The sequence below is a fragment of the Xenorhabdus beddingii genome (genome assembly GCF_002127545.1).
In the GTDB taxonomy this organism is placed as follows: Bacteria; Pseudomonadota; Gammaproteobacteria; order Enterobacterales; family Enterobacteriaceae; genus Xenorhabdus; species Xenorhabdus beddingii.
This window is the reverse complement of sequence record NZ_MUBK01000027.1, coordinates 1-14,410: the sequence shown is the minus strand read 5'-3', so window position 1 is coordinate 14,410 and position 14,410 is coordinate 1. Positions and strand designations below refer to the sequence as shown.

The following is a 14,410-nucleotide window of genomic DNA, read 5'->3' as shown; positions in this document are numbered from 1 at the left end:
ACTCACGATAGTTTGACTTCATTTCCGTTAACAATGGTCTTGCAGATTTTGAAATCGTGAGTAAATGCAGTCAAATTCGCTACCTTTCCGGACTCAATCGTGCCGAGGTGTTTATCAACACCGATCGCCCGGGCAGGGTAAAGCGTTACCATCCGCAACGTTTCATCCAAAGCAATACCAACATGTTCCACACTATTCTTGACACAATCAATCATGGTGATTGACGAACCGCTCAGTGTGCCATTTTCATCAACACATAAGCCATTTCGATAATATATTGTTTTATTGGCAAAGGTAAATTGTTCCATTGCGTCAGAAGCAAGTCCGGCAGGAACAATCGCATCTGTTACCAAAATCAGTTTTTCATTCTTCATTCTCTTGGAATTGCGGATATTTGGCCATGATACATGCATTCCATCACAGATAATGCCGGCATAGACTTCGGAGGAATCATAAATGGCACTGACCAGCCCCGGCTGACGGCCAGAAATCGGCGGCATGGCATTATATAAATGGGTAGAGAACGTAATGCCATGGTGGAAACCCTGACGTGCTTCTTCATAGGTGGCATTGGAATGGCCGGCAGAAACAACAATACCCGCTTCGGCTAACTGCCGAATATATTGGCTTTCCACCATTTCAGGGGCAAGGGTGATTTTAGTGATGACATCCGCATTAAGGCATAAATAATTAACCATTTCCGGTGTTGGCTGACGGATATAAGCGACGTTGTGAGTGCCTTTTTTGATGGGGTTGAGATAAGGCCCCTCCAAATGTAACCCCAATGCCTGATTCGGATTTTTTTTCAGGTAGGCGCGGATCACGTCAATGGCTTTTATCATCAACTCATCGGGGCTGGTGATGAGGGTGGGCAGGAAACTGGTACAGCCATAGCGCTGGTTGGTTTGCTGCATGGTATGCAGGGTTTCTTCTGAAAGATTTTCCGGCCGCTCATTAAACTGGACTCCACCACAGCCATTGACTTGCAGGTCTATAAACCCCGGGGCGAGGTTTGCACCCTGTAAATCGTGTTTTTCAATCTCTTCGGGCAGTTCATTGACCGGGCAAACCTGTTTGATTAAACCGTCAGCAATGATCACTGCATGGTCATTGAGCCTGTCATATCCGGTATAAATAATGCCGTTGATTAATGCGTACATATTGGTTTCTTAACTCCTGACTAATTAACTGGCGAATTCATTGATAATGCCGGCTTCTAACTGACGGAAATACTTCACCGTTTTTACTTTTAATTCCATCGTCGCGGGTTCATCACAGACGATGAGGGATTTGGGATGCATCTGTAGACAACTTACTGTCCACAGATGGTTGATGTTGCCTTCTATGGCCGCTTGCAGGGCTTGTGCCTTATTCATTCCGGTTGCCAGGATCATGATTTCTTCGGCATCCATTAAAGTGCCAACCCCAACAGTCAATGCGTATTGGGGAACCTGTTCTATATCATGATTGAAAAAACGGGAATTGGCTGCCCGTGTTTCAATCGTCAACGTTTTGATGCGGGTGCGTGAAGCGAGAGAAGATGCTGGTTCATTAAAGGCGATATGCCCATCATTGCCAACCCCGCCCATAAATAAATGTACTTTGCCATAAGATTTGATCTTATTTTCATAACGTTGGCACTCAACATCAATATCTTCCGCGTTTCCGTTTAACAAATTGATATTTTCTTTCGGAATATCAATGTGACTAAAGAAATTTTGATGCATAAAAGAATGGTAGCTTTGAGGATGATCCTCTGACAGGCCGACGTATTCATCCATATTAAATGTCACAACGTGCTTGAAGCTCACTTTCCCGGCCTGATGGAGGGAGATGAGTTCCTTGTAAGTCGCCAATGGCGTGCTACCGGTGGGCAGCCCAAGGACGAAAGGACGCTCGTTATTGGGATTGAATTTATTGATTTTACTCACAATATAGTGAGCCGACCATCGACCAACATCATTTGCCGTAGTTAGGGGGATCAGCCTCATGGTTACCTCTTATAAAATCATCGTTAATTTAATTATGCGTACTATGCACGATGAGACATTAATGTCATGCGTGATAGCGATACCCTTCGTCTTTAAAGTTGCTGCTTTGTTGGCTGCGCTCACTCACCCCAGTCACAGAGTTATCTATGCTCCCGGGGATTACTGAGAGGCTCCTGCCTCTCACCGGAGGCCAGCCTTTGGCTGGGCAAATTCGTTCCCGACGAATTTGTCGCTTCCTTGCCGCCACGCTGCATCTTGAAATCCATTGGGTATATAGGGTACACCCACATCATACCTGTTCTGGGTGGGTTCTTGTTTCATGCAATGTGATAAAGATATTTTATATCATAAAATAAGTTTTGCGTGCCAGCCATGTTTTTGATTAAAAATTTATCAAATCTGGTGACTCCAGTCACATATCAGAAGGATTTAATTTGCGATGCGAAATATATTTTTCTAGATTAAAAGAGTTTTAACAATAAATACATAGATAATGACATTATGTTATTAACTAATCGTCATTAATTAACTAAAAGACTCCACTAACGGAGCTTCAAGGGGGCGTAAGTGAGTATTCTGAGCTACTTGCAACGAATTGGCCGGGCATTGATGGTGCCTGTAGCGACATTGCCCGCAGCGGCAATATTGGTTGGTGTCGGTTATTGGATTGATCCAACGGGATGGGGGGCTGACAATGCGTTGGCGGCATTTCTGATTACGTCAGGTAATGCCATTTTGGAAAACATGGGGATGCTGTTTGCGGTTGGGATCGCCTATGGAATGTCGAAAGATAAGGATGGTGCGGCCGCGCTGGCAGGGCTGATCGGATTTATTGTTGTCGTGAAGCTGTGTTCTCCGGCTGCGGTATCAATGATTAAAGGCATTCCATTGGCAGAAGTGCCGGTGGCATTTAGCAAGATCAATAACCAATTTGTTGGGATCTTGGTGGGAGTATTCTCTGCTGAATTGTATAACCGCTACAGTAGTGTAGAACTACCACAGGCATTGTCGTTCTTTAGCGGTCGTCGCTTAGTTCCTATCTTAAATTCTTTCTTAATGATCATCGTCTCTTTTATCCTAATGTTCATTTGGCCGGTAGTTTATGGTTGGCTGGTGGCATTTGGTGAAAGCATCATGGGCCTTGGATCAACAGGAGCGGGTATTTACGCTTTCTTTAACCGGCTGCTGATACCTGTGGGCCTACATCACGCACTGAATTCAGTATTCTGGTTTGATGTTGCCGGTATCAATGATATTCCTAACTTCCTTGGTGGACAGAAATCCATTGAAGCCGGAACGGCTATTGTGGGTATCACAGGCCGTTATCAGGCGGGTTTCTTCCCTATCATGATGTTCGGCTTGCCGGGGGCGGCATTGGCGATTTACCACTGTGCTCGTCCTGAAAACAGAGCCAAAGTTGCCGGTATCATGATGGCAGGGGCAGTTGCGGCTTTCTTCACTGGCGTAACAGAACCGCTTGAATTCTCCTTCATGTTTGTTGCTCCTGTGCTTTATGTATTGCATGCCATCTTGACGGGGATTTCAGTTTACATTGCGGCGGCGATGCATTGGATCGCAGGCTTCGGCTTTAGTGCCGGTCTTGTCGATATGGTGCTCTCTTCCCGTAACCCGCTGGCTGTCCATTGGTACATGCTGATCCCGCAAGGCTTGGTTTTCTTCTGCTTATACTATGTGGTCTTTCGCTTCACCATCAAAAAATTCAATTTGATGACCCCGGGGCGTGAGTTGTCGGCCACGGACGAAACGGATGGTTACAATATCAATATAGCGAAAAAAGAGGGCAATTCAGCGAATACCATTCAGGAAGAAGCACTGCACTATATTGCGGCAATAGGCGGTTCAGACAATTTGACGGGAATCGACTCCTGTATCACCCGTTTGCGCCTTTCCGTAAAAGATTCAAGTTTGGTTAATGATCGATTAACCAAAAGCCTCGGTGCCTCTGGCACAATTCGCCTGAATAAACAGAGTGTCCAGATTATTGTTGGAACCCGGGCAGAATTAATTGCCAGCGCCATGAAAGCCGTTCTGGCAAAAGGTCCGGTTGCAGCAGCAACAGACACGCAGTCACCAGAATCTGATCTTTCGGTGAAAGAAGAGGGTCAGCAAGAAGGTCAACCTATTCTGACTTTAATTGCACCGGTAACCGGTGAGTTGATCAAGTTGGAAGATGTGCCTGACGAGGCTTTTTCCAGCAAATTAGTCGGGGATGGGGTTGCCATCAAACCGACATCGGATACGGTTTTTGCCCCTGTTGCGGGCACTGTGGTGAAAGTCTTCGATACAAATCACGCAGTCTGCATTGAAGCGCATAATGGTGTTGAAGTCATTATTCACATCGGGATTGATACCGTTTCATTAAATGGCCGGGGATTTGAACGATTGGTTGAAGAAGGCATGAAAGTAGACGCAGGGACTCCAATCTTGAAATTAGATCTTGATTACCTGAATGCCCATGCCAAGTCGATGATCAGCCCGGTGATTATCAGTAATATCGATGACTATGCGGGTATTACCATGCTAGCGAAGGAGAAGGTTGTTGCGGGCAAGACAGACTTATTTCAGGTATTGAAGTAAGGTCGTTTCCACGATCACCGATTGATTTTATCGCGGGAAGCACTTTGGCTTCCCGTTTTTCCCGGCTAACTTCACCCATTCCCGCATTTCCCACGAACAAAGTATTGTTTCTCGGCTCAGCTTCATAGATTATAGAGGGTTATGTTAAAGCGCTTTTTGCATTGAGGAAAAAAACGATGAGTGAGGCAGATGCCCGCCCGACAAACTTTATTCGTCAGATTATTGACGAAGATCTGGCAACGGGTAAACATACATCCGTACATACCCGTTTCCCGCCTGAACCCAACGGTTATCTGCATATTGGTCATGCCAAATCGATATGCCTGAATTTCGGCATCGCTCAAGACTATCAGGGACAATGCAACCTACGTTTTGACGATACAAATCCAGTCAAGGAAGATATTGAGTACGTTGAGTCGATTAAAACTGACGTCCAATGGTTGGGCTTCCAGTGGAGTGGCAATATCCGTTACTCTTCTGACTATTTCGATACGCTTCACCAATATGCCATTGAATTAATCAACAAAGGCTTGGCGTATGTGGATGAACTGAGTCCTGAAGAGATCCGTGAATATCGCGGCTCGTTGAAAGAAGCGGGTAAAAACAGCCCGTACCGTGATCGTAGCGTGGAAGAAAACCTTGCCCTGTTTGAAAAAATGCGTGCGGGTGAATTTGCAGAAGGCAAGGCGTGTCTGCGTGCCAAAATTGATATGGCCTCTCCGTTCATCGTGATGCGTGACCCGGTCATCTACCGGATTAAATTCGCGGAACATCATCAGTCCGGCAATAAATGGTGCATCTATCCGATGTATGACTTCACGCACTGCATTTCCGATGCGCTGGAAGGGATCACCCACTCTATTTGTACGCTGGAATTCCAGGATAACCGCCGTTTGTATGATTGGGTATTGGATAACATCACGATTGAGTGCCATCCACGTCAGTACGAGTTTTCTCGCCTGAATCTGGAATATACGGTGATGTCAAAGCGTAAACTTAACCAGTTGGTGACAGAAAATATTGTCGATGGATGGGATGATCCACGTATGCCAACGATCTCTGGTTTACGTCGCCGTGGTTATACTTCTGCCTCTATCCGTGAATTCTGCCGTCGCATTGGTGTGACTAAACAGGATAACAACGTTGAAATGGCAGCATTGGAATCCTGTATTCGTGATGATTTGAATGAGAATGCCCCGCGTGCTATGGCGGTTCTTGACCCGGTGAAACTGGTGATTGAGAACATGCCGGAAGGTGAGGTTATCCTGACCATGCCTAACCATCCGAATAAACCAGAAATGGGGTGCCGTGAAGTACCGTTCAGCCGTGAGCTGTACATTGATCGGGCGGATTTCCGTGAAGAAGCCAACCGTCAGTATAAGCGACTGGTTCTGGGCAAAGAAGTACGCCTGCGTAATGCATATGTGATTCAGGCGGAGCGTGTTGAAAAAGATGCGCAAGGCAATATCACGACAATCTATTGCCAATACGATGAGCAAACCCTGAATAAAGATCCGGCTGATGGCCGCAAAGTGAAAGGGGTTATTCATTGGGTAAGTGCGGCACATGGCGTACCTGCGGAGTTCTACCTGTATGACCGTCTGTTCAGCGTGGCAAACCCGGGAGCGGAAGATGACTTCCTGTCCACCATCAACCCGAAATCATTGATGGTTCGTCAAGGATTTGTGGAGCCGGGTCTGGTGAACGCTTTGCCGGAAAGAACCTATCAGTTTGAACGTGAAGGCTATTTCTGTGCTGATAGCCACCTTTCAAGTGCTGAACGTCTGGTGTTTAACCGTACGGTTGGCCTGCGTGATACATGGGCAAAAATCTCACAGGGATAATGTGAGTCAGATTGCCTGATCCACAGAATCAAAAAACGTGATGATTTTTGTGTGTCAAATAACTGACAACCTACTGACAAAGTGCTGGTTTTTTTATCCGGCACTTTTTTTATATCTAAAAGTTATTCGAGTATTACAAGCTGTAGCTGAAAAGTGGGATCTCTGTTTATCGTTTGAGCATATTCCAGAAATCATAATTAAGCGGGGGGGATATTGCCATTTTGTTTATTGAAGGGCAATATTTACGTCTATACTTATCAATAGACATATTCATTTTTATTCTGGCCATTAATATTCCCGGGTTGTTTTGGGTTTAATCTTATTTTTGATTTAAATGAATTTATTCATTTTTATTATAAGGAGATAAAAATGAAAGATGTTCATGAACTTGCTAATGTATATGCGGCATATTTAGCAGAACAGAAAGGGCAGAAAGTCTATTCAGTTGAAACTTGGAATTATGGCAATACACCTGAACTTGAACCTTATAAATCGGATCAGGTACATGTAGAGGTTCATGACGATATGCAGTGGGAAATTCCTGCTATAAAAGAATCTGAATTTAAATTCTCTGAATATAGTTGGTATAATTATACTTCTGATATAATAGAAAAACATTTGAAATATGAAAAGTTACAAACAGAGAGTGCAACTTGGTCTGTTACGTCATCGATAAAAGTGGAAATGGATTTTCAATTAAGGGCCTTATTTCCATTTATTTCTGAAGGACGGGAAGAACTTTCCATAAATATCAAGGTAGGTGAAAATTTTTCGAAAACCGTGACTAATACACGGAAATATCAGGAAAAAAGAATATTGAGAATTAAACCACATACCCATTCATGGGGTTATATACCCAAAATAATTCGAGTTGCATCGCGGCGGCAAGGGAGCTCATCCCCGGGAGCATAGCTAACTATGTGACCGGGGTGAGTGAGTGCAGCCAACAAAGAGGCAGCTTGAAGTATGACGGGTATAAGCAGTTATTGATGGGAAGTGGAACGGCATATTGGACGCAATCCTGTCAGTATATTGGCGCTGCCGGTATTTTATTGCGTGATGGTGATAATTTGAGATTACATATTGTTTACTTGGGGGAAATATTTAATAGAATTAAATACGATATGCATGAAAATTCACTGCTTGAAGGCTATGAATCAACATCAAGAGGAGATGTTATATTGGCGAAAGCATCAGGAGAACTTTATTATAATTATTTCATTAAATTAAATGAATATGCCTATGAAGAACCTCTGGATCGCTGAGGTTAAGAATTCCGGCTTTTCAAGAAACCGAAATCCACGTCCCACTTTTGCCTGATATTCTTGCCCACATTGAACGAAGATTCGCGGCAGTATTGAGTTGGAAGTGGATAGCGAGTCAACCATTTTGCAACTCATTGAAAGAAGTAAAGCGAAAAAAGTCAAGCAGCCTCGGTTGAATATTTGTTTGCGGTTCCAGAGCCAAAGAAAAACGGTTAGTGTTCGATTTGTAATTTAAAGAATCGTAATGAAAATTGATTCTTTCAATCAGGATTAAAAAATTGCCTTATAGTCCCATATTGTATAGGGTTATTGGCTAGCCAAATCTGTACACTATTTACACAAAAACAAGTTACACAAAAACAAGTTACACAAAAACAAGTTACACAAAAACAAGTTGCACAAAAACAAGTTACACAGAAACAAGAATAATAAATCCGGACGAGGTAGTTTATGAAAACCGTAAAATTACGTACCTTGGCAGCACTCATCACGGCAGTTGGATTTATAGGCTGTGCCCATGCAGAAGAAATCCCATCAACGATGTCTATGTCGCCACAACAGATCGTGGATTCACTGAGCCAGTTAAAGGTCAATTTCACAGTGATTGATAATCAGGCGGGTTCGCATGGCACGGACTGCGCCATCTTAGGTGCAAATTCGGCTGCCTGTTATCGGATGAATATCACCTTGAGCAATGGTCATCAGGCAATCAACTCTTCTGACTGGGCGATCTATTTTCACAGTATTCGCCAAATCCTGAAACTGGAAAATGATCAATACAAAATCACCCATGTTACGGGTGACTTGCATAAATTGGAACCGACCAAAAAATTCACCAGCATCAAGGCCAATGAAAAGATCGTACTGCCGATTATTGGCGAATACTGGCAGATCTACAGCACAGATTTCATGCCACGTTGGTATGCAACTTCCGGCGATGCCACGCCTAAGATATTGGTGAATACCGATACGGAAAACATCAGTGAATTTTTATCCGATCTGGAAGGGGAGCAGTGGAAACGCACCACAACGGATAACAATATCCTGATGACCCCAGAGAACCGTTTTACCAAAAATCAGCAGGTGGCAAGGATCAGTGAGGATAAACTGCGTGGGCAGATTATCCCGACACCGAAAGCGCTGACCATTCATTCGCAGGATGTCGATTTATCCCGTGGCGTGAAATTGGAGCTGGGAGGCTTGGGCGGCGATGCGATTAACGTGATCAGAGAACGCTTTCAGGCTCATAACATCAATTTAACCGAGAGCGGTTATCAAATAGCGACGCAAATCAACGCAAACCAATTTACCGGGCCTTGGCGGGTAAAAGGGGCCTATTCGTTGGAAATTACCACCAAAGGCGCACAGGTTGTCGCGTTTGATCAATCTGGCGTATTTTACGGGCTGCAATCGCTGTTTTCTTTACTTCCCGCCAACGGTACGCCCAGAATGGCGACATTGACGGTAAAAGATGCGCCACGATTTGAATATCGCGGTGTATCCCTTGATGTCGGGCGGAATTTTCATAGCAAAGCAGCCGTCTTGCGTCTGCTTGACCAAATGTCCCATTATAAGCTGAATAAGTTCCATTTCCATTTGAGTGACGATGAGGGCTGGCGTTTGGAAATTCCCGGTTTACCGGAATTAACCGAAGTCGGCAGTCAACGTTGCCATGACTTGAGTGAAACGCGATGCCTGCTACCACAATTGGGTTCAGGGCCGAATAACAACACGATGGGAAGTGGTTATTTTAGTCGTCAGGATTACCTCGATATTCTGACTTATGCCAAAGCGCGCCAGATTGAAGTGATCCCAGAAATTGATCTTCCTGCCCACGCTCGTGCTGCTGTCGTGTCGATGGAAGTTCGTTACAAGAAATTCATGGCACAGGGGAAAGAGCAGGAAGCCAATGAATACCGCTTGCTCGACCCGACAGATACCTCAAACACAACATCCGTACAATTTTATGATCGTCGGAGTTACCTTAACCTGTGCATGGATTCCTCTAAACGATTTATCGATAAAGTGATTGGCGAAGTTGTCGCCATGCACAAAGAAGCCGGACAACCGTTGAAGACATGGCATATTGGCGGGGATGAGGCCCAAAATATTCGTTTGGGTGCGGGATATCAGGACAAAGACGGGCCGATTGTGCCGGGTAAAGGGATTATCAACAAAAAAATTGAAGATAAGCCGTGGGCTAAGTCTCAGGTTTGCCAGAAGATGATCACACTGGGTGTGATTAACGATTTTGATGACTATGTCAATCACTTCGCTAATGATGTCAGTAAAATCGTCAACGCGCACGGCATTGACACGATGCAGGCATGGAACGACGGCCTGAAATATGCCAAATCAGCCAAAGACTTTGCGACTCAACATGTTGCGGTGAATTTCTGGGATACCCTTTCCTGGGGCGGTTATGACTCCGTCAATGATTGGGCAAATAAAGATTATCGGGTCATTGTTTCCAGCCCTGATTATATTTACCTTGATATGCCGTATGAAGTACATCCGAAAGAGCGGGGTTACTATTGGGCAACCCGGTTTAGTGATGAGGCGAAAATTTTCAGCTTTGCCCCGAACAATATGCCACAAAATGCGGAAACCTCGGTAGATAGCAATGGGGATCGCTTCAATGCCCACAGTAACAAACATTGGCCGGGGGCCTATGGCATGTCCGGATTATTATGGAGTGAAACCGTGCGTACTGATGAGCAGATGGAATATATGATTTATCCGCGTTTACTGCCGTTAGCGGAACGTGCATGGCATCAAGCGGATTGGGAGCTTAAATATCAGCAGGGCAGGGAATATAAAGGTGGCATGACACGTTATGTCGATACGGGTGCCCTCAATCGTGACTGGGAACGCTTTGCCAATCTGATGGGGCAGCGTGAGCTGACTAAACTGGACAAATCCCATATTGCCTATCGTTTGCCGATACCGGGCGGAAGAATTGTTGCCGGTACATTCGAAGCCAACATTGCCTTGCCGGGTGTTGTTATCCAGTATTCACTGGATGAGGGAAAAATATGGCAGGTTTACGATGATAGACAGCGCCCCCATGTCAGCGGCAATGTAAAAATCCGCTCGGTCAGTGCCGATGGAAAACGTTTTAGCCGGATAGATGAGGTTAAATTTTAACGCTGATACTTTAATGGATTTCAACATGCGGCCAACAAAGCGGCAACGTGAAAGACGACAGCTATAAAGCAATCTGCCGATTAGCTTACGCTAATCGGCAGGAGCTTATCCAGACTAAACCAGACACCAGAAGCGAACAACTTGGCTCATTGACTCACTTCTTATTGTGCCGGCTTATCATGCTTTATCATCATGCAGCGAGTTATCTTTGCGGCAATCACCCGCAGCACAGTGACCATATAAATAGAGGCTATGGTTTGAAAGTTTAATTCCATGGCGTTTAGCGATGTCTCTCTGGCGTTCCTCAATGGATTCGTCACTGAATTCAATGACTTTACCGCAATCGAGACAAATTAGATGGTCATGGTGATGTTGTTGAGTGAGTTCAAAAACCGATTTACCGCCTTCAAAATTGTGGCGGGTAACAATGCCGGCATCATCGAACTGGTTCAACACGCGATAGACAGTGGCGAGGCCAATCTCTTCACCGATATCAATCAGTTTTTTGTAGAGATCCTCCGCACTGACATGATGGCATTCTGGGTCCTGTAGCACTTCCAAAATTTTCAAGCGTGGAAGTGTTACTTTAAGTCCAGCATTTTTCAATGCTTTATTGTTGTCGGTCATGCGGATTCAGTCCTGTAACTTGAGTTAAGTGAACCTATGATACTTGGGGGTATCGTGAGGGAATCATGATTCTGTTTCACGTTGTTGATTATAGGCATGGATATTCAAAATGAAAACCATGCCAGACCTAGTATCATGACACATTATGCAGGTGCGTGAAAGGAAGCTGATGCCCTTATGCACCCAGAATCTCAGATAGGCTCATTTCAACCTTGATTTGTTGTACCCAGGCTTCAACGCGCTCATCAGTCAATTCCGGTTGACGATCTTCATCGATAGCCAAACCAATAAAGTGATTATCGTCAGCCATACCTTTAGAGGCTTCAAAGTGATACCCTTCGGTCGGCCAGTGACCCACAATGATAGCGCCCTGAGGTTCAATAATATCGCGAATGGTGCCCATCGCATCACAGAAATACTCTGCATAATCCTCCTGATCACCACAACCGAATAAAGCGACCAGTTTTCCTTCGAAATTAATCTCTTCCAACGTCGGGAAAAAATCATCCCAATCACATTGAGCTTCGCCGTAATACCAAGTTGGGATGCCAAGCAGCAAAATATCAAAGGCTTCAATGTCTTCCTTGCTGCTTTTGGCAATATCGTGGACTTCAGCAACATCAGCACCGCCCAATTTTTCTTGGATCATTTTGGCGATGTTCTCTGTGTTGCCTGTATCACTGCCGAAGAATATACCTATTATTGCCATAAAATGGGTTAACCTCTTGTTTTATCTGTGTATTAAAGCTATACACATCACGCTGAAATCAGCAGGAAAAATGTCAGTTTTAATAAAATGAAAAGCGTTATTTTGACCAAACATCCATGACAAATCTGTCAAATTTGTGTGGTGAGCCGCTTCATTGCTGTTGAATAAAAGCCGTTAATCGGCAAGGTGATTTTGTTCTGCCAGTTGGGCTAACAGCATTTGTTCAATCAGTTCGCTACGACTGACATTACGTTGTTTTGCCAGATGATTGAGTGCATCGACCGCATCTTCGTTGAGTTTTAGTTCCACCCGACGCAGTCCCCTGACTTTATCTCGTCGCAACTGGTTGCGTTTATTGATCCGAAGCTGTTCATCTCTGGACAGCGGATTTGTTTTAGGTCGCCCTGGCCTGCGTTCATCTGCGAACAAATCCAGTGTGGTGCGATCAGTTTGTTCTTTTGCCATAAATTCAATTGATAAAGGGCGTGCCAACAATATAGCGGGCAATAATACCTTAGCTGGGCGCGTGTCGCTACTGGTTGATGGGGGAGATTGCCGGAATCGATCTTTACGGTGTAAAGGCTTTTCGTATTGAGGCGGAGAGTGGAACAAATGTTATGGTAAATTCTTCGCTAACGATGTCATTTTGTATATACATATATGTATATACAAAAGTGTATTCCATGATATGAAGACGGAGCTTGAGTTTGAATAGGATCTCGCCAAAGCGGAAATTAATTTCCGTAAACACGGGATGCGTTTTGAAGAGGCGGTTCTGGTTTTTGACGACCCTTTTCATTTGTCCATGCAGGATTGCTTTGAAAATGGTGAATATCGGTGGCAGACGATCGGTACAATAAAAGGCTGTGTGGTTGTTTTGGTCGCTCACACGATACGGTTTGAGGATGATAGCGAAGTTATTCGCATTATCAGTGCACGAAAAGCAGAACGAAATGAGAGAAAACGTTATGAGCATGATTAGATACAAACGAAGCGAACTCCCTCATCTGACTGAAAAACGGGAATCTGAACTTAAAACGCTGGCTGGTAATCCTGATAGTGATATTGATTGCAATGATCTCCCGTTGTTGAATGAGACATTCTGGAAGAATGCCGCGCAAGGGAAGTTTTATCGTCCGGTAAAAACACAGACATCAGTCAGGATTGATGCTGATGTGTTAGCTTGGCTTAAAGAATCAGGAAGAGGTTATCAGACGAGGCTTAACGCTATCTTACGTGAAGCCATGATGCGTGATTTGCATCGAAAGTAATCTCAAACCCAGCATGGAACGATAACGCCATCGATTGGCATCACTTTTTGCGGGTTTATCGCTGAAAGTGGCGTCATTGTATGAAAAAAGTTTGGTTTGGGGATCTTTAATTTGTCTCGTGCTTTGAATGTTGTTTTTTTATGTATGGAAACGGTTTAATAAAACCGTGGGAATTCTTAACACTGGCTATGCCCCAATGGTTGATGGGCATTTTTGCCTCTTATTTCGTGGTGGGTGTATTGGTGCGGGTCAGTCAGGTTGTTCAGGTTCGGGATAGAAATCGGTTCTGAGGATGAAAAACAGCCCCTTGTTGTTGGTGGGGACAAGGCGCTGTTTGGGTTTTATTGATGATTTAATTTGAATATGAACTTAAGTGAAGTTCGGGTTAATTGCCAAACCATGATATAGATATTAGTTAATACACGATACTCGATGGCCAAAGTGAGTCATCTCGTAACTTCCATCCACAAGCGATACGGCCTCTCTAAATCTGTCACTGGTGATATAGTTATCGTAATATACCTCATTAGTCGGCCAACCAAGTTTGGTTTGTACCCCGTTATGACCATATGTGCTTTGCAGTTTTTGCAATTGTCCTCGAGTTGGTAGAGATTTACCTTGGTTTGCACAATATAGCAGGGCGCCCGTAGGTTCATCGTCAGTATGTCCATGAGCGATTAGTACCCAAATTTCATTGTGCCATTCAGGACTTGCGCCGTATCCTGAAAACTCCGCTTTAAGTTGTGGACGGTTGAAGGTTACACCATCAATTTTTATAAAGTTTGGCATATGCCCCCAATAGTTAGCCTTATTCGTATCCGGACTGGTCAGCACAGTAAAGATCACATCCTGATTCTTTGAACCACTGGCTCCCTCAGCCGTCACTTTCAAGGTAGTTTTCACGCCTTTCCCATCCGGGTCGGTGACCTTGATAATCAACTCCCCATTCTCATTTGTA

Annotated in this window: 13 protein-coding genes; 7 read left to right on the top strand and 6 right to left on the bottom strand. The window is 44.4% G+C overall.

Annotated elements, in window-relative coordinates:
• Positions 1 to 2 precede the first annotated feature (2 nt).
• Both nagA and nagB read right to left on the bottom strand, forming a co-directional pair.
• A complete protein-coding gene (gene nagA / locus Xbed_RS14770; RefSeq protein ID WP_086113674.1) occupies positions 3 to 1,160 on the bottom strand; it encodes an N-acetylglucosamine-6-phosphate deacetylase in 1,158 nt (385 codons plus the stop codon).
• 24 nt (positions 1,161 to 1,184) lie between these two features.
• Positions 1,185 to 1,991 (bottom strand): glucosamine-6-phosphate deaminase, encoded by an 807-nt coding sequence (nagB, locus tag Xbed_RS14765; protein ID WP_086113673.1) that lies wholly within the window; start codon positions 1,989 to 1,991, stop codon positions 1,185 to 1,187.
• A gap of 567 nt (positions 1,992 to 2,558) precedes the next feature.
• Here nagB and nagE point away from each other — a divergent pair.
• The 5 genes from nagE to Xbed_RS14745 all read left to right on the top strand — a co-directional run bounded on the left by nagE (position 2,559) and on the right by Xbed_RS14745 (position 10,845).
• Positions 2,559 to 4,589, top strand: a complete 2,031-nt coding sequence (gene nagE, locus Xbed_RS14760; RefSeq protein WP_086113672.1) for an N-acetylglucosamine-specific PTS transporter subunit IIBC — start codon at positions 2,559 to 2,561, stop codon at positions 4,587 to 4,589.
• 176 nt (positions 4,590 to 4,765) lie between these two features.
• Positions 4,766 to 6,433 (top strand): glutamine--tRNA ligase, encoded by a 1,668-nt coding sequence (gene glnS, locus Xbed_RS14755; protein ID WP_086113671.1) that lies wholly within the window; start codon positions 4,766 to 4,768, stop codon positions 6,431 to 6,433.
• Between the two features lie 369 nt (positions 6,434 to 6,802).
• Positions 6,803 to 7,345, top strand: coding sequence for a hypothetical protein (locus Xbed_RS19485; protein ID WP_139837501.1), 543 nt, complete (start codon positions 6,803 to 6,805; stop codon positions 7,343 to 7,345).
• Positions 7,346 to 7,422: 77 nt separating this feature from the next.
• Positions 7,423 to 7,698, top strand: a complete 276-nt coding sequence (locus Xbed_RS14750) for a hypothetical protein (RefSeq protein ID WP_086113670.1) — start codon at positions 7,423 to 7,425, stop codon at positions 7,696 to 7,698.
• Between the two features lie 450 nt (positions 7,699 to 8,148).
• On the top strand, positions 8,149 to 10,845 hold the full coding sequence (locus tag Xbed_RS14745) for a beta-N-acetylhexosaminidase (protein ID WP_086113669.1): 2,697 nt from the start codon (positions 8,149 to 8,151) through the stop codon (positions 10,843 to 10,845).
• Positions 10,846 to 11,022: 177 nt separating this feature from the next.
• Here Xbed_RS14745 and fur read toward each other — a convergent pair whose 3' ends face one another.
• The 3 genes from fur to ybfE form a co-directional block, all read right to left on the bottom strand.
• Positions 11,023 to 11,472, bottom strand: coding sequence for a ferric iron uptake transcriptional regulator (fur, locus tag Xbed_RS14740; protein WP_086113668.1), 450 nt, complete (start codon positions 11,470 to 11,472; stop codon positions 11,023 to 11,025).
• A gap of 175 nt (positions 11,473 to 11,647) precedes the next feature.
• On the bottom strand, positions 11,648 to 12,181 hold the full coding sequence (fldA, locus tag Xbed_RS14735) for a flavodoxin FldA (RefSeq protein ID WP_086113667.1): 534 nt from the start codon (positions 12,179 to 12,181) through the stop codon (positions 11,648 to 11,650).
• Between the two features lie 174 nt (positions 12,182 to 12,355).
• Complete coding sequence (ybfE, locus tag Xbed_RS14730) at positions 12,356 to 12,646, bottom strand: LexA regulated protein (protein ID WP_086113716.1); 291 nt, start codon at positions 12,644 to 12,646, stop codon at positions 12,356 to 12,358.
• Positions 12,647 to 12,935: 289 nt separating this feature from the next.
• Here ybfE and Xbed_RS14725 point away from each other — a divergent pair, with 289 nt between their 5' ends.
• Positions 12,936 to 13,163, top strand: a complete 228-nt coding sequence (locus Xbed_RS14725) for a BrnT family toxin (protein WP_244182508.1) — start codon at positions 12,936 to 12,938, stop codon at positions 13,161 to 13,163.
• Complete coding sequence (locus tag Xbed_RS14720; protein ID WP_086113666.1) at positions 13,150 to 13,452, top strand: BrnA antitoxin family protein; 303 nt, start codon at positions 13,150 to 13,152, stop codon at positions 13,450 to 13,452. The genes Xbed_RS14725 and Xbed_RS14720 overlap by 14 nt, the downstream gene beginning before the upstream one ends.
• A gap of 411 nt (positions 13,453 to 13,863) precedes the next feature.
• Here the strand turns inward: Xbed_RS14720 and Xbed_RS14715 are convergent.
• On the bottom strand, positions 13,864 to 14,410 hold a 547-nt coding region (locus Xbed_RS14715), incomplete at its 5' end, for an adhesion domain-containing protein (protein WP_244182507.1).